At 73.5% G+C, this 16,679-nt stretch carries 12 protein-coding genes; 9 read left to right on the forward strand and 3 right to left on the reverse strand.

The window, feature by feature from the left end:
* Positions 1-11 precede the first annotated feature (11 nt).
* Positions 12-281, reverse strand: a complete 270-nt coding sequence (locus EAD98_RS20415; protein WP_121655660.1) for a hypothetical protein — start codon at positions 279-281, stop codon at positions 12-14.
* Between the two features lie 474 nt (positions 282-755).
* Here EAD98_RS20415 and trpC point away from each other — a divergent pair, with 474 nt between their 5' ends.
* From trpC to trpA, 3 genes are read left to right on the forward strand one after another with little or no spacing between them, the layout of a single operon-like run.
* Positions 756-1,559: an indole-3-glycerol phosphate synthase TrpC gene (trpC, locus tag EAD98_RS20420; RefSeq protein ID WP_199723479.1), complete on the forward strand. Its 804-nt coding sequence runs from the start codon at positions 756-758 to the stop codon at positions 1,557-1,559.
* 38 nt (positions 1,560-1,597) lie between these two features.
* On the forward strand, positions 1,598-2,836 hold the full coding sequence (gene trpB / locus EAD98_RS20425; RefSeq protein ID WP_121655653.1) for a tryptophan synthase subunit beta: 1,239 nt from the start codon (positions 1,598-1,600) through the stop codon (positions 2,834-2,836).
* 1 nt (position 2,837) lies between these two features.
* Positions 2,838-3,641 carry a tryptophan synthase subunit alpha gene (trpA, locus tag EAD98_RS20430; RefSeq protein WP_121655654.1) on the forward strand — a complete coding sequence of 268 codons (804 nt, stop codon included), beginning with the start codon at positions 2,838-2,840 and terminating at the stop codon, positions 3,639-3,641.
* Between the two features lie 342 nt (positions 3,642-3,983).
* Here trpA and EAD98_RS20435 read toward each other — a convergent pair whose 3' ends face one another.
* Entirely contained in the window at positions 3,984-4,628 is a 645-nt protein-coding gene (locus tag EAD98_RS20435; protein WP_121655655.1) for an NUDIX hydrolase, read from the reverse strand.
* Positions 4,629-4,729: 101 nt separating this feature from the next.
* On the opposite strand from EAD98_RS20435, the gene lgt reads away from it, so the two are divergent.
* Both lgt and EAD98_RS20445 read left to right on the forward strand, forming a co-directional pair.
* On the forward strand, positions 4,730-5,917 hold the full coding sequence (lgt, locus tag EAD98_RS20440) for a prolipoprotein diacylglyceryl transferase (RefSeq protein ID WP_121655656.1): 1,188 nt from the start codon (positions 4,730-4,732) through the stop codon (positions 5,915-5,917).
* A gap of 15 nt (positions 5,918-5,932) precedes the next feature.
* Positions 5,933-7,120, forward strand: a complete 1,188-nt coding sequence (locus tag EAD98_RS20445; protein WP_121655657.1) for an NAD(P)/FAD-dependent oxidoreductase — start codon at positions 5,933-5,935, stop codon at positions 7,118-7,120.
* 41 nt (positions 7,121-7,161) lie between these two features.
* Here EAD98_RS20445 and EAD98_RS20450 read toward each other — a convergent pair whose 3' ends face one another.
* Positions 7,162-7,998: a GNAT family N-acetyltransferase gene (locus EAD98_RS20450; RefSeq protein ID WP_121655661.1), complete on the reverse strand. Its 837-nt coding sequence runs from the start codon at positions 7,996-7,998 to the stop codon at positions 7,162-7,164.
* 213 nt (positions 7,999-8,211) lie between these two features.
* Here EAD98_RS20450 and gltB point away from each other — a divergent pair, with 213 nt between their 5' ends.
* From gltB to EAD98_RS20470, 4 genes are all read left to right on the forward strand, one after another.
* Entirely contained in the window at positions 8,212-12,858 is a 4,647-nt protein-coding gene (gene gltB / locus EAD98_RS20455; RefSeq protein ID WP_121655662.1) for a glutamate synthase large subunit, read from the forward strand.
* Positions 12,851-14,356, forward strand: coding sequence for a glutamate synthase subunit beta (locus EAD98_RS20460; RefSeq protein WP_121655658.1), 1,506 nt, complete (start codon positions 12,851-12,853; stop codon positions 14,354-14,356). The genes gltB and EAD98_RS20460 overlap by 8 nt, the downstream gene beginning before the upstream one ends.
* Before the next feature lie 151 nt (positions 14,357-14,507).
* Positions 14,508-16,013: an MFS transporter gene (locus tag EAD98_RS20465; RefSeq protein ID WP_233583904.1), complete on the forward strand. Its 1,506-nt coding sequence runs from the start codon at positions 14,508-14,510 to the stop codon at positions 16,011-16,013.
* A 97-nt stretch (positions 16,014-16,110) separates the two neighbouring features.
* Positions 16,111-16,647 (forward strand): hypothetical protein, encoded by a 537-nt coding sequence (locus EAD98_RS20470; RefSeq protein WP_121655659.1) that lies wholly within the window; start codon positions 16,111-16,113, stop codon positions 16,645-16,647.
* Positions 16,648-16,679: the final 32 nt, after the last annotated feature.

Genomic DNA, 16,679 nt, shown 5'->3' on the forward strand with positions numbered 1-16,679 from the left:
GCCGGGGGGTGTCAGCCGACCGGGTGGCGCTCCCGCTGCTGGCGGCGGGCGGCGGCGCGGGCGGCGGTCAACTCGGCCACCAGGCGGTCCAGTTCGGCGCGCCGGTCGGCGCGGGCCCGGTCGGCGCAGACCGCCTCCCAGGCGTTGCCGCGCGCGGTCCGCATCCGCCCCTCGCCGACCATGGCCCGCTCCAGCGTGTGCACCACCCCGACGGCGAGCGACGCCACGGTCCGCGAGACGGTGGTCAGCCCGATGCTCGGGGTCGGCTCGGAAATGCTCATGGTCACCTCGCACGAGGAGTTGGCGACGGTCGGGCAGGCGCGCCATCGAGTCTGCCCGAGGACGATGCTGACCGGCTGACGTTTCGCCGGGGTGACCGCCCGGTCAACTGTCCCGCCTCGGGCGTGACCAGGCACCGGCCGTTCGGCCTTGAGCTTGCTCACAGCATCGACAGGTTTCACTGTCATCGCGGGCCGCGTGGCATGATCGGTGGATCGGCCCGGTCCGCCGGGCTGCCAGGCTCTCGTCGTACGACTCTGGTCGATGCCGGAGGTGGCACTGGGTGACATCCCGTTCACGGCAAGTCGGCCATTATGCCGCAGGCCTTTTCGTGAGCAGCGCCATACCCCCGGCTCCCGGCTCCGGTCGGCTGCCCCTAGCATCGGCCCATGACACCCGGAGAGGGGAGTCCGACGGTGACTGATGAGCATGCGCACGCGGAGGGGGACGAAGCCGGTCAGGCGGCGTCCGTAAGCGTGCTCGACGAGATCCTGGCTGGCGTACGCGAGGACGTCGCCCGGCGCCAGGAGCAGGTTCCGCTGGAGCGGATCCGTGAACTGGCAGCGGCGGCGCCACCGCCGCTGGACGCGTACGCGGCGCTGCGCAAGCCCGGCGTCGCGGTGATCGCCGAGGTGAAGCGCTCCTCGCCGTCCAAGGGCCGTCTGGCCGAGATCGCCGATCCGGCCGACCTCGCCGTCGACTACGCCTCGGGTGGGGCGCGGGCGATCAGCGTGCTCACCGAGGGGCGCTGGTTCGGCGGTTCGCTGGACGACCTGGCGGCCGTCCGTGCCGCGGTCTCCGTGCCGGTGCTGCGCAAGGACTTCGTGGTCTCCAGCTACCAGATCCACGAGGCGCGCGCGCACGGCGCCGACCTGGTCCTGCTGATCGTCGCCGCACTCGAACAGAACGTCCTGATGGGCCTGCTGGAGCGGATCGAGTCGCTGGGCATGACCGCTCTGGTCGAGGTGCACGACGAGGAGGAGGCCGACCGGGCCCTGGAGGCCGGCGCGCAGGTGATCGGGGTCAACGCCCGTGACCTGCGTACCCTGGAGGTCGACCGGTCGGTGTTCGAGCGGATCGCGCCCGGCCTGCCCAGCAGCGTCGTCAAGATCGCCGAGTCTGGCGTCCGCGGCCCGCACGACCTGATCCGGTACGCCTCCGCGGGCGCTGACGCGGTCCTCGTCGGCGAGGGCCTGGTCACGCAGAAGAGCCCCCGGGAGGCGGTGGCCGAACTGGTCAACGCCGGTAACCACCCGGCAACGCCCCGGCCGGTGCGCTGACCTCGCACCGGTCCGACGCCCCACCGAGAGGATGTCCGATGAGCGCCGACGCGCTGGCCCCGGCGGCCGGTACGCAGCCCGACTCCGCCGGCCACTTCGGCCGTTTCGGCGGTCGATTCGTGCCCGAGGCCCTGGTGGCCGCGCTGGACGAGCTCGACGGGGCGTGGCGCACGGCGATGGCGGACGAGTCGTTCCGGGCCGAGTTCGGCGCGCTGCTGCGCGACTACGCCGGTACCCCGTCGCTGCTGTACGAGGCCCGGCGGTTCTCCGCGAAGGTCGGCGCGCGGGTGCTGCTCAAGCGCGAGGACCTCAACCACACCGGGGCGCACAAGGTGCGCAACGTGCTCGGCCAGGCGCTGCTCACCAAGCGAATGGGCAAGACCCGGGTGATCGCGGAGACCGGAGCGGGCCAGCACGGCGTGGCCACCGCGACCGCCGCCGCCCTGTTCGACCTGGAGTGTGTGGTCTACATGGGCCAGGTCGACACCGAGCGGCAGGCGCTCAACGTGGCCCGGATGCGGATGCTCGGCGCCACCGTCGTCCCGGTGACCACCGGCTCGCGCACCCTCAAGGACGCGATGAACGAGGCGATGCGCGACTGGGTGGCCAACGTCGACGAGACGCACTACCTGATCGGCACCGCCGCCGGTCCGCACCCGTTCCCGGCGATGGTCCGTGACTTCGTCCGCGGTATCGGCGACGAGGCCCGCCAGCAGTGCCTGGATCTCACCGGCGCGCTGCCGGACGCGGTCACCGCCTGCGTCGGCGGCGGCTCCAACGCCCTGGGCATCTTCCACGCCTTCGTGGGCGACGAGGACGTGCGGCTGTACGGCTTCGAGGCCGGTGGCGACGGGGTGGCGACCGGCCGCCACGCGGCCAGCATCACCGGCGGGTCGGCCGGCGTGCTGCACGGCACCCGCACCTACGTGCTGCAGGACGCCGACGGGCAGACGTTGGAGTCGCACTCGATCTCCGCCGGGCTGGACTACCCGGGCGTCGGGCCCGAGCACGCCTGGCTGCACGACACCGGCCGGGCCAGCTACCAGCCGGTCACGGACGACGAGGCGATGGCCGCGTTCGAGCTGCTCTGCCGCACCGAGGGGATCATCCCGGCGATCGAGAGCGCACACGCGCTCGCCGGCACCGTCGCGCTGGCCCCGAAGCTCGCCGCCGAGCTGGGCCGGGAGCCCACCATCGTGGTCAACCTCTCCGGGCGGGGCGACAAGGACGTGCACACCGCCGGTGACTACTTCGGCATCCTCGACAAGGAGCGGTGAGATGAGCCGGATCGGGGTGGCCTTCGACAAGGCACGAGCTGACGGGCGGGCCCTGCTGGTCGGCTGCATGCCGGCCGGGTTCCCGACGGTCGAGGGCAGCATCGCGGCGATGATCGCGATGGTCGAGGCCGGCGTCGACGTCATCGAGGTGGAGATTCCGTACTCCGACCCGGTGATGGACGGGCCGGTCATCCAGAAGGCCAGTGACATCGCGCTCGCCGGCGGGGTACGCACCGCGGACGCGTTGCGCATCATCGAGGCGGTGGCGGCCACCGGTGCCCCGGTGGTCACGATGACCTACTGGAACCCGATCGAGCGCTACGGCGTGGACGCGTTCGCCCGCGATCTCGCCGCCGCCGGCGGGACCGGCCTGATCACCCCGGATCTCATCCCCGACGAGGCGGACGAGTGGCTGGCCGCCTCGGACGCACACGGCTTGGACCGCACGTTCCTGGTCTCGCCGTCGTCGACGGACGCCCGGCTGGCGATGACCGTGGAGCACTGCCGGGGCTTCGTCTACGCCACCGCCGTGATGGGTGTGACCGGGGCCCGGGCGCAGACCTCAGACGCCGCTCCGACGCTCGTCTCCCGGGTCCGCGCGGTCACCGACCTGCCGGTCGGTGTCGGTCTGGGCGTAGGCACCGGTGCACAGGCCGGCACCGTCGCCGGATACGCCGACGGGGTCATCGTCGGCAGCGCACTGGTCCGCTGCCTGCTCGACGTGCCCTCCGAGGCGGATGGTCTGACCGCGCTTCGCACACTGAGCGCCGAACTCGCCGAGGGCGTCCGCACACCGACCCGCTGACCGCCGGCGCGGTCGGACCTTTCCCCCGGCCGGTCTCGCACCCTCCCTGGTTACTGTCCGTCCCGTCGGTCCGTGGCTCGGCGTCCGTAGCGATGGCGGGGCGGCTGGCTCTCGCACCGGGGCGCGTGGTTCGGCGAGTCGGCGTGGCGCTGAGCCGGGCATCTTCCTGCTTCGAGCGGTATACCTCTGAGTCATAAATATGACTCAGAGGTATACCGCTCAATTGAGTGATGCCGCCGTGCGGGCGGTGGCGAATCGCGCAAGGCTGCCTCAGTTGGCCGTAGTGCGCGGAACCATCCGTCGATGCTTGATCCCCCGGTCGTGGTGTTGGCCCCGGCACGGTCAGGGCCGGAGTGACTCGTCCGGCGCCCCGCCACGTTGCTCCGGTGGCTGCCCCACGCCCGGCCGCCCCTCTTGGTCGGGTCCAGACCGGCCGTCGTGGCCGGGCGGTGGTCCGCCGTCGCGGTTGATGTCCCGCCGGCCGTCCCCGTCTGCGTGACCAGCGATCGGGCGTGGTGCCGGATCGACGGTGTGTGGCGTCCACCCGGCGTCGCGCAGCACGCCGGAGCGGCCGGCGGCCGCGTCGGTGACGGCGGCTCGGGTGAGTGGGGTGACCGCTTCGGGCAGTGCGGCAGGGGCGTGCCAGGACAGCCGGCAACCCGGCGGCGGGTCGGCGGCCGGTTGGACCTCGACCGCGCGGGCCCGGAACACGTGCACCAGGACGTCCGGCAGCGGCCCCGCGCGCCCGGCCGGCGTGCTCGCCGTGGGGCTGGTCAGGTGGTAGACGCCGACCAGGTCGACCAGCTCGATCTCCCAGCCGGTCTCCGCGCGAATGTCCCGCAGCGCGGCCTGGACCGGGCTCTCCGCCGGGCGCAGCCGTCCACCGGGCAGTGCGTACCGGCGCTCGCCCCGGCCCTGCCGGCAAAGCAGCACCCGGCCGGCGTCGTCGGTGACGACCGCGGCGACCGCCCAGGTGAGCGAGCTCATGGACAAAGAGCGTACGGCGGTGCAAACCAGAAGTCACCGGGATGCGTGGGCAACGGCCCGGGGTGCCGCTTCGGGGGTGCACAGCGGTAGCGTGTGCACCCGTGACCCTCGCCTCGCTGTCCCCCCAGGCGGCCCTGCCCAGTCCCAGCACCGCAGTCTGGCAGCTCGGGCCGGTGCCGATCCGGGCGTACGCACTGTGCATCATCCTCGGCATCGTGCTGGCCTGCTGGGTGACCGAGCGTCGCCTGCGCCAGCGCGGTGTCGCGCCCGGCGCGGTGCTCGACATCGCCGTCTGGGCGGTGCCCACGGGCATCATCGGCGCCCGGATCTACCACGTGATCACCTCCCCCGAGAAATACTTCGGCGCCGGCGGTGACCCGATGAAGGCGTTCGCCATCTGGGAGGGCGGTCTCGGCATCTGGGGGGCGGTCGCCGGAGGCGCGCTCGGCGCGTGGATCGCGGCCCGGCAGCTCGGCATCCCGTTCAGCGTGGTGGCCGACGCGCTGGCCCCCGGGCTGCCGCTGGCCCAGGCCGTCGGCCGGGTCGGCAACTGGTTCAACAACGAGCTGTTCGGCGCGCAGACCACCCTGCCGTGGGGCCTGAAGATTCACCGGATGGACCCGGACAACCCGGGGCACGCGCTGCGCGACGACGCCGGCCAACCGATCCTCGAACCGGGCCTGTACCAGCCGACCTTCCTCTACGAGGCGCTGTGGAACCTCGGCGTGGTCGCCCTCGTCCTCGTCCTCGACCGGCGACTGAAGCTGGGCCGGGGCCGGGCCTTCGCGCTCTACGTGATGGGTTACACCGTCGGCCGGTTCTGGATCGAGCTGATGCGCACCGACGAGGCGAACCAGATCCTCGGGGTCCGGCTCAACGTGTGGACCGCCGCCCTGGTCTTCCTCGGCGCGTTGATCTACTTCGTGCGGGTCCGCGGCCCTCGGGAGTACCTGATCCCGCTCGGCGCTGCGGCGACCCCGACCCCGCCCACCACCTCAGACCTGTCCCAGGTCGACCTCTCCGAGCGGGAGACCCCCGCGCGGGCCTCCGCGCCGGAGGGCTACCGGGTGGTCAGCGAGGAGCAGTACCAGGCCTGGCAGGACAACGGCGTGGTGCCGCCCGAGCCGGCCACCGGGGACGACGACCGGCCCGTCGACGCTGAGCCGCTCGACCCGGCGGCGCCCGGCGATGAGCCGTCGGCCGACGAGCAAACGACGGACGGTACGCCGGAAGCCCGCGACGACCGGGCGGACGCCGCAGGCGTGCGCCCCGCCGACCGGGACAGCTGAGCGGGGGCGGCACCGATGCGAAGCGCGGTGGTGGTCGGCGCGGGGGTCGGTGGCCTCGCGGTCTCCGGCGCGCTGGCCCGTTCCGGCTGGCAGGTCACCCTGTTGGAACGCGCCGAGCGGGTCCGTCCCGAGCCGACCGCCGTGGTGCTGTGGCCCAACGGTGTCCGCGCGTTGCAGGCACTCGGCCTCGGCGCCGGCCTGGCCGCGATCGCCACGCCGTTGCCCGACGGCGGGGTCCGGCGCCCGGACGGCCACTGGCTGGTGCAGCCCCGGCCCATCCCGGCCGATCGGATGCCGGTGGTGGTGCACCGCGAAGACCTGCACGACGCGTTGATCGCCGGACTGGGCGAGCGGGTGGAGCTGCGTACCGGGGTGACCGTGCGCCACGTCCGGGTCGAGCCGGGTGAGCGGCCGGCGGTCGGCGACGGGCGGCAAACCCTCGAAGCCGACCTGGTGATCGCCGCCGACGGCACGGACAGCGCGATCCGCCGCCAACTCGCCCCCGAATCCGGGGTGGTCAGCTCCGGCTGCGCCGCCTGGCGGGCCGTCATCCCCTGGTACCGGGCGCCCCGGCTGCCCGCCGACCAGCCGCTCGCCGGTGAGGTTCTCGGCGCGGGCTACCGGTTCGTGGCCGCCTCGCTCGGCGAGCGCGGCTCCTCGGGCGGCTCCACCCGGGGCGGCATCTACTGGGTGGCCACCGCCGCCGGCGCGCCCCGACCGGAGCCGCCGGAGACCCAGCTCGCCCTGCTCCGCCGCTGGTACGCCGGCTGGCCGGAGCCGATCGGCGCGCTGCTCGACGCCACCGACCCGGCGGACCTGGTCCAGCAGGAGGTCCGCGAGCTGCGCCCGCTGCCCCGCGCGTACGGCTTCCCGGTCGGGCCGGGCGGCGTGGTACTGCTCGGCGACGCCGCGCACGCCATGCCGCCGCATCTCGGCCAGGGCGCCTGCCTCGCCTTCGAGGACGCCGCGACGCTCGCGTCCCTGCTGCGCGAGGCACGGCTACCCGACGCCGTGCAGGCGTATGACCGGGTGCGCCGCCCCCGGGCGGCGACGGTGGTCCGGCAGACCCGGCGGATGTCGGCGGTGCTCCAGACCCGGGGTCGGTTGGCGCTGCGCGCCCGGGACGCCGCGCTCGGCACGATCAACTCGCGGCTGCTCTCCAGCGCCGCCGCCTCCGCCGCCCAGTGGCGTCCACCCGCCTGATCCAAGGCGCGGGTCGACCCGGCCGATGGCCGGGGGAGGCGTCAGGGGATGAGCGCGGCGGGCTCGGCGATGCAGGCGGTGCCGATCCGACGGAAGCCGACCCGCAGGTAGACCCGGGCGATCTCCTCGCTGCCCGCGGAGAGGAAGACCACGTCGGTGCCCGCGGCGAGCAGTTCCCGGGCGATGGTGGCGGTCAGCGCGGCGCCCAGCCCGCGCCGCCGGGCGGCCGGCAGGGTGGCCACCCCGGCGATCTCGGCGACGTCGTCCACCCGCATCGCCATGCCGCTGGCCAGCGCGCCCTCGGTCGGCGTGCCGGCCAGCGCGGAGATCCGCCGGCCGTCGGCGACCCTGGACCGTTCCTCGTCCAGCGCGGCCAGCTCCAGCTCGCTGATCGCGGCGTCCCGCTCGGCCGGGCCGGCGTCGCCCGGCGCGGTGCCGGCGGCGGCGAACGACACCGCCGCCACCGCCCGCCGGGCCGCCACGTCGGCGGCGAAGCCCGGTGAGTCCGCCGCCAGCACCCGCACCGGTACGTCGGAGAGCGTCGCCGGGTCGGGCAGCGCGGTCGGGTCGAGGACCATCAACGGCGCCTCCAGCACGCTCAGCCCCGCCGAACGGGCCACCGCCAGCAGCTCCGGGGTCGTCTCGTGCACCCACTCGAAGGCCTCGGGCAGGCCCAACTCCCTTTGCCGCTCGCGGACCGACGTGATGTCGGCCAACGACGGCGGCTCGGTCGCGTCGAGGCGGGGCCGGGCGTAGAACGGCCAGCCGGCGCCGTCGCGGACGAACAACACCAGACCGCCATGCTCCTCCACGCCGGCGACGTCGCGGGGCACCGCGTCGTAGAAGCGTTCCAACCGGTCGAAGACGTCCTTGTGCAGCGGATCCACCGCGCGAGACTACACGTCCCAGACTCTGGACGGTGTGATCAATCTTGAGTGGCCTTGCGGGCCGCGCCCTAACGTAGACTCAATAGACCCACGGGCCGACGTCGTCCCCACCATGTTCCAACCTGAGTGACGACAGGAGGCCCGGTGGCTCAGCCGTACCCGCACAAGTCACAGCCGTACCCGCACAGCCCGCAGGCGTCCCCGATGCCTGGCCTCCGCCCGCCCGCCCAGGGCCTGTACGACCCGGCGCTGGAGCACGACGCCTGCGGAGTGGCGTTCGTGGCGGACCTGCACGGCCGGCGTTCACACGCGGTCGTCGCCAACGGGCTCGGCGCGCTCTGCCGGCTGGACCATCGGGGCGCCCGCGGCGCGGAGCCCAACACCGGCGACGGCGCGGGCATCATGCTCCAGGTCCCGGACGCGTTCCTGCGCGCGGTGGCCGACATCGCGCTGCCACCGGCGGGTGAGTACGCCACCGGTCTGGTCTTCCTCCCCGACGACGACGCCGCGGAGGCCCGCGCCCGCCGGGTCATCGAGAAGTACGCGCTCGTCGAGGGGGCGGACCTGCTCGGCTGGCGGGACGTGCCGACCGACCCGACCGGGTTGGGCGAGACCGCCCTGGCGGCGATGCCCCGGGTCCGGCAGCTCTTCCTGGCCGCGCGCCGGCTCACCGACTCGCCCGCCGGCCCGGCCGGTTCCGCGCTGCGCGGCATCGAGCTGGACCGGGTGGCGTTCTGCCTGCGCAAGCAGGCCGAGCGGGAGACCGCTGAGCGGGGTGTGCCGGCGTACTTCCCGTCGCTGTCCAGCCGGACCATGGTCTACAAGGGGATGCTCACGCCCGACCAGTTGCCGGCGTACTACCCGGACCTGCGCGACGAGCGGGTGGACAGCGCGATCGCGCTGGTGCACTCCCGGTTCTCCACCAACACGTTCCCGTCCTGGCCGCTGGCGCACCCGTACCGGTTCATCGCGCACAACGGCGAGATCAACACGATCCGCGGCAACCGCAACTGGATGCAGGCCCGCGAGGCGCTGCTGCGCTCGCCGAACGTGCCGGGCAACATCCGGCGGGTCTTCCCGGTCTGCACCCCGGGCGCCTCCGACTCGGCGAACTTCGACGAGGTCCTGGAGTTGCTGCACCTGGCCGGGCGGAGCCTGCCGCACGCGGTGCTCATGATGATCCCCGAGGCGTGGGAGAACGACCCCGGCATGAAGCCGGACAAGCGCGCCTTCTACCGCTTCCACGCCAGCCTCATGGAGCCGTGGGACGGGCCGGCTTCGGTGGCCTTCACCGACGGCGAGATCGTCGGCGCGGTGCTGGACCGCAACGGGCTGCGTCCGGGGCGCTGGTGGCGTACGGCTGACGGGCTGGTGGTGCTCGGCTCCGAGGCGGGCGTGCTCGACCTCGACCCGGCCCGGGTGGTCGCCAAGGGGCGGCTCCAGCCGGGGAAGATGTTCCTGGTCGACACCGTCGCCGGCCGGATCGTGCACGACGAGGAGATCAAGTCCGAGTTGGCCGCCGCGCAGCCGTACGGCGAGTGGCTGCACGCCGGGCTGATCGAGCTGGACGACCTGCCCGCGCGCGAGCACACCGTGTACACCCACGACTCGGTGCGTCGCCGCCAGCAGACCTTCGGCTACACGCAGGAGGAGCTGAAGATCCTGCTCGCGCCGATGGCCCGCACCGGCGCCGAGCCGCTCGGCTCGATGGGCACGGACACCCCGATCTCGCCGCTGTCCACTCGACCGCGGCTGCTCTACGACTACTTCCATCAGCTCTTCGCCCAGGTCACCAACCCTCCGCTGGACGCCATCCGCGAGGAGTTGGTGACCAGCCTGGGGTCGACGATCGGGCCGGAGGGCAACCTGCTCGACCCGGGCGCGGCGAGCTGCCGGCAGATCGTGCTGCCGCACCCGATCATCGACAACGACGAGCTGGCGAAGATCCTCTCCATCGACGAGGACGGCGACCTGCCCGGCTTCAAGGCGGTCCGGGTCTCCGGGCTGTACCGCATCCGGGAGGGCGCCGCCGGCATCAAGGCGCGGCTGACCGAGATCTGCCGGCACGTCTCCGAGGCGATCGAGGACGGCGTACGCATCCTGGTGCTCTCCGACCGGGACTCCAACGCCGACCTCGCGCCGATCCCGTCGCTGCTGCTCACCGCCGCCGTGCACCAGCACCTGGTGCGGGAGCAGACCCGCACCCAGGCGGCGCTGATCGTGGAGTCCGGCGACTGCCGGGAGGTGCACCACGCGGCGGTGCTGATCGGCTACGGCGCGGCGGCGGTCAACCCGTACCTGGCGTTCGAGTCGGTGGAGGACCTGATCTCCACGAAGGCGCTGGTCGGGGTGGAACCGGCCGCCGCAGTCCGCAACTACGCGAAGGCGCTCGGCAAGGGCGTCCTGAAGATCATGTCGAAGATGGGCATCTCGACGGTCTCCTCGTACTGCGGAGCGCAGGTCTTCGAGGCGGTCGGCCTGGACACCCGGCTGATCCAGCGCTACTTCCGGGGCACCCCCAGTCGGATCGGCGGGGTGGGGCTTGCCGGCGTCCACGCCGAGGTGGCTGCCCGGCACGCGCTGGCCTGGCCGCCGGCGGGCACCCCCGCCTCCGACCGGCTGGAGGTCGGCGGCGAGTACCAGTGGCGCCGCGAGGGTGAGCTGCACCTGTTCAACCCGGAGACGGTCTTCCTGCTCCAGCACGCCACCCGCAGCCGGCAGTACGACATCTTCCGGCAGTACACGGCGAAGGTCGACGAGCTGGCTGCGCGGGCCGGTTCGCTGCGCGGGCTGTTCACGTTGCGCACCGGCGTGCGTCCGGCGGTGCCGATCGAGGAGGTCGAGCCGGCCACCGAGATCGTCAAGCGGTTCGCCACCGGCGCCATGTCGTACGGGTCGATCTCCGCGGAGGCGCACGAGACTCTCGCCATCGCGATGAACCGGCTGGGCGGCAAGTCCAACACCGGCGAGGGCGGCGAGGACGTCGAGCGGCTGCACGACCCGGCCCGCCGCTCCGCCGTGAAGCAGATCGCCAGCGGCCGGTTCGGTGTCACGAGTGAATACCTGGTCAACGCCGACGACCTTCAGATCAAGATGGCCCAGGGCGCCAAGCCCGGCGAGGGTGGGCAGTTGCCCGGCAACAAGGTCTGGCCGTGGATCGCCCGGACCAGGCACGCCACCCCGGGCGTCGGTCTGATCTCCCCGCCGCCGCACCACGACATCTACTCGATCGAGGACCTCGCCCAGCTGGTGCACGACCTGAAGTGCGTCAACCCGGCCGCCCGGGTGCACGTCAAGCTGGTCAGCGAGGTCGGCGTCGGCACCGTCGCCGCCGGGGTGGCCAAGCTCAAGGCCGACGTCATCCTGATCTCCGGCCACGACGGAGGCACCGGGGCGTCCCCGATGAACTCGCTCAAGCACGCCGGCACCCCCTGGGAGCTGGGGTTGGCCGAGGCGCAGCAGACCTTGCTGCTCAACAAGCTGCGCGACCGGGTCACCGTGCAGGTCGACGGCCAGCTCAAGACCGGCCGGGACGTGCTGGTCGCGGCGCTGCTCGGCGCGGAGGAGTTCGGCTTCGCCACCGCGCCGCTGATCGTCGCCGGCTGCGTGATGATGCGGGTCTGCCACCTGGACACCTGCCCGGTCGGCATCGCCACCCAGAACCCGGTGCTGCGGGAGCGGTTCACCGGCACCCCGGAGTTCGTGGAGAACTTCTTCCTGTTCCTCGCCGAGGAGGTCCGCGGGTACCTGGCCGAGCTGGGCTTCCGGTCGATCGAGGAGGCGATCGGCCAGTCCGAGCTGCTCGACGTGGCCCCGGCGGTGACGCACTGGAAGGCGCACGGGCTCGACCTGGCCCCCGTCCTGCACCTGCCGGAGCTTCCCGCCGGCGCTGCCCGGCGCGGCGTGCGCGCCCAGGACCACGGCCTGGAGCACGCCCTGGACAACGAGCTGATGGCGCTCGCCGGCCCGGCGCTGACCAGCGGCGCGCCGGTCCGGGTCGAGGTGGCGGTACGCAACGAGCACCGCAGCGTCGGCGCCATGCTCGGCGGCGAGGTGACCCGCCGCTTCGGCGGCGCCGGCCTGCCCGACGACACCATCGAGTTCGTGCTGCACGGCACCGCGGGGCAGTCGTTCGGCGCGTTCCTGCCACGTGGGGTGACCCTGCGGCTGCACGGCGACGCCAACGACTACGTGGCCAAGGGCCTCTCCGGCGGGCGGATCATCGTCCGTCCGGACGCCGCCGCGCCGTTCCTCGACGCCGACGCCGAGCCGGGGGAGCGGGCCGAGGACCAGATCATCGCCGGCAACACCATCCTGTACGGGGCCACCGCCGGTGAGGTCTTCCTGCGCGGCCGGGTGGGGGAGCGCTTCGCGGTGCGCAACTCCGGCGCGGTCGCCGTGGTTGAGGGTGTCGGCGACCACGGCTGCGAGTACATGACCGGCGGGACGGTGGTGGTGCTCGGCGCGACGGGCCGTAACTTCGCCGCCGGGATGTCCGGTGGCACGGCGTTCGTGCACCAGTTGGACCGGGCCCGGGTCAACGCTGAGCTGGTCGACCTGGCGCCGCTGGGCGAGCAGGAGCAGGTGCTGCTGCACGAGCTGGTCCAGCGGCACGTGGCCGAGACCGGGTCGGCGGTCGCCGAGGAGCTGCTCAAGCGCTGGCCGGATGCGGTGGCCGAGTTCACCGCGGTGGTGCCCCGCGACTACCGCCGGGTGCTGGAGATCATGAGGGCCGCCGAAGCCGCCGGCCGCGACGTCGACGACGCGGTGATGAGCGCGCTCAGCGCGCCACCGGCCGCGCCGGTGCCGCCCGCCCCGCGGGTGGCCGCCCAGGAGGTGGCTCGTGCCTGACCCGAACGGTTTCCTGCGTTACGACCGGCGACTGCCGGCCCGCCGCCCGGTGCCGGTGCGGATCAGCGACTGGCGTGAGGTGTACCCGCCGGCCGGCGAGGAACTGGTCCGCGAGCAGGCCACCCGTTGCATGGACTGCGGCATTCCGTTCTGCCACGACGGCTGCCCGCTGGGCAACCGGATCCCGGACTGGAACGACCTGGTCCGCACCGGCAACTGGGACGCCGCGGTGGAGTCGCTGCACGCCACCAACAACTTTCCGGAGTTCACCGGCCGGCTCTGTCCGGCGCCCTGCGAGGCGTCCTGTGTGCTGGGCATCGCCGGCGGCCAGCCGGTCACCATCAAGCAGGTCGAGGTGGAGATCGCCGATGCCGCGGCGGCGCGCGGGTTCGCGCCCCGTCCGGTGCCGGCGCCGTCCGGTCGGTCGGTCGCCGTGGTCGGTTCCGGGCCCGCCGGCCTGGCCGCCGCCCAGCAGCTGGTCCGCGCCGGTCACGCGGTGACGGTGTACGAGCGCGACGACGCGATCGGTGGTCTGCTCCGGTACGGCATCCCCGACTTCAAGCTGGAGAAGCGGCACATCGACGCCCGGCTGGCCCAGCTCGTCGCCGAGGGGGTGCGCTTCCGCACCGGGGTGAACGTCGGGGTGGACGTCACCGCCGAGCAGTTGCGCGCCGAGCACGACGCGGTGCTGCTGGCCTGCGGCGCTCTGCAGGGCCGGGACACCCCGGAGACCCCGGGCCGGGAGCTGCGCGGCGTACACCAGGCGATGGCGCATCTGGTGGCCGCGAACCGCGTGGTCGCCGCCGCCGGCGATGGTCGCCCGTCCGTCGCGGTGCTGCCGGACGGCACCCCGATCGACGCCGCCGGCAAGCACGTCGTGATCATCGGCGGCGGTGACACCGCGGCCGACTGCCTCGGCGTCGCGCACCGGCAGGGCGCGGCCGGTGTGCACCAGCTCGACCTGTACCCGCAGCCGCCGAGCGAGCGCGACGAGGCGCGGGATCCGTGGCCGACCTGGCCGTGGATCCTGCGCAGCTATCCGGCGCACGAGGAGGGCGGCGAGCGTGTCTTCGCCGTGGCGGTGCAGGAGTTCGTGGACGACGGCACCGGTCAGGTGCGGGCGGTGCGGATCGCCGAGGTGACCGTGGAGAAGCGCGACGGCCGGCGAGTGGTCACCGTGGTGCCCGGCTCGGAGCGGGAGCTGCCGGCGGACCTGGTGCTGCTGGCGATCGGCTTCGAGGGCACCGAGCAGCAGCCGCTGCTGGCCCAGTTCGGGGTCACCCGTAACCCCCGGGGCGCCGTCGACGCGCGTGACGACTGGCAGACCGACGCCGACGGCGTGTTCGTCGCGGGCGACATGCACCGGGGCGCTTCGCTGATCGTCTGGGCCATCGCCGAGGGGCGTGCGGCGGCCGCCGCCATCGACGGTCACCTCGGCGGTTCCGGCGCGCTGCCGGCGCCGGTCTCCCCGGCCGCGCAGCCGCTCGCCGCACGCTGACCCGACGGACCGGAGCACCTGGCCGGCGCGGTGGTACACCGCGCCGGCCGCCCGGGTGGACCGGTGAGGCCGGTCACGAGTGTGGGCAGATCGGTTCAACTGCCGCAAGACTTGTCCGCTGCCGGGCCGCGCCGCGATCGGCGTGCTCATCATGCTCGATCGCATCGGAGGGTTCGTCGTGGCCAGAGGTGCCACCTTCGCCGCGCTGCGCCACCGGAACTACCGGATCTGGGCGCTCGCCGGGTTCGTCTCCGTCATCGGGACCTGGATGCAGGTCCTCGGAGTCAACTGGTACGTGCTGAAGGAGACCGGCTCGGCGACCTCCATGGGGTTCGCCGTGCTGCTCCAAGCCGCGCCCACGCTGCTGCTCAGCCTCTGGGGCGGCGTGCTGGCCGACCGGCTCCCCGCCCGCCCGCTGCTGATCGCCGCCCAGGTGGCCCACGCCACGCTCGCCGCGGGGTTGGCGGCGGTCGCCCTGACCGGTGTCGGCGGCCTGCCGCTGATCTTCACGATCTCCCTGCTCAGCGGTGCCGTCTCGGCGATCGAGGGCCCGGTGTCGGGTCGTTGGTCCTCCACCCTCGTGGACCGGGAGACGCTCGGCAATGCCCTGGCGCTCGGCTCGCTCACCAACTCCGCCGGCCGCATCCTCGGCATGAGTCTCGGTGCCGTCGTGGTGGCCGCCGTCGGTCCCGCGCTGCTCTTCGGCATCAACGCGGCGAGCTTCGTCGCCGTGGTGGTGGCGCTCTTCGGCGTACGTCAGGGGGCGTTGCACGGTCACCAGGTGGCCGCGCCGGACGGCGGCCGGAGTCGCGGCGGCGTCCGCGCCGGGTTCGCCTACCTGCGGGGCCAGCCGGTGCTGCTGCTCGCGCTCGCCCTGGCGTTCGTGCTCGGCAGTCTGGGACGCAACTACCAGGTGACGATGGCGGCGATGAGCGACGGGCCCCTCGACGCCGGGGCGTCCGGCTACGGCCTCCTGTCGACCGTCTTCGCGGTCGGAACGGTGCTGGGCGCGCTCGCCGCCGCCCGTCGACGTGACCTGGGCTACCGGACCCTGGTCACCGCGGGCCTGCTGGCCAGCACGTTGCAGATCGTCGCCGGTCTCGCGCCGGGCACCTGGAGCTTCGCGGCGGTGATCCTGCCGATCGCCGCCGCCGCGGTGGTCATCGACACCACCGTCGGCACCCGCGCCCAGCTCGACACCGACGGCGCGCTGCGGGGTCGGGTGCTCGCCGCGCTCGCGGTCACCGGCTCGGTCTCCGCCATGGTCGGCGCGCCGCTGCTCGGCTGGCTCTCCGAGCACGCCGGGCCCCGGCAGACGCTCGTCCTGGCCGGATCCGTCGCGGCGGTCGCCACCGTCGCGGCGGCGGTCGCTCTGGACCAGCAGCGCGGTCGCCGGCTGCGCCGAGGGCACACCCTGGCGCTGGTCGTGCCGCCGCTGCGCAGGCCGGTGCCGGCAATGGCGCGGACGGCGGCTCGCATCGTCGGGCCCGCCGCGGTCGGTGGTCGCCACCTGACGCTGCGGCCAGGGCTGGCGAGCCGGGTCCGGCCGGGACGTCCCCGGTACTGCCCCGTCTGCTCGCCGCTGGCGGCCCACAGCCGACCCGCGATGTCGGCGGGCAGCGGCCGGCACTCCGCCGGGTGCGTCCGGCCGCTCTGACCGCTCCCCGTGCCGCGGCCAACGCTGAGACAGCGGTCACCCCGGACGACCGGCCTTCGGGGCCGAAGCAAATGAAGATCATCGCTACGCTCCGATCATGGACATTGAGGAGCGGCTACGGCGAACCCGCCGGTGGCTCTGGGTCGTACTGATCGGGCTATTCCTGAGCGGGGTGACCGCGTTTCCGCTGGAGATCGAGGTGCGCTGGCTGCTGCGCGCGCTGGACCCGCTCGCCGGCCATGTGCCGGCGCTGGTCGACTGGGTCGAGCGGGTGCACACCGGGCTCGTGACGGCCGGCGAGGACTACCCGTTCCTGCTCTACGGCACCGACTGGCTGGCCTTCGCCCACCTGGTGCTGGCGGTGGCGTTCTGGGGACCGCTGCGCGACCCGGTGCGCAACGTCTGGGTGGTGCAGGTCGGCATGATCGCCTGCGCGGGGATCGTCCCGCTGGCGTTGATCTGCGGCCCGATCCGGGACATCCCCTGGTTCTGGACGCTGGTCGACCTGTCCTTCGCGGTCGGCGCGTTCCCACCGCTCTGGTTCGCCTACCGGCACATCCGCGCCGTCGAGGCGAGCACGGCCGAGACGGTGGGTGCGCGGCCGGTGCCGGGGTCGGCGGCGCCGGCGTCCTGAGTCGCGGCGGGCCGCCCCGGCGCGCTCGGGGT

This window comes from Micromonospora sp. CV4 (assembly GCF_003667455.1).
Taxonomy (GTDB): Bacteria; Actinomycetota; Actinomycetes; order Mycobacteriales; family Micromonosporaceae; genus Micromonospora.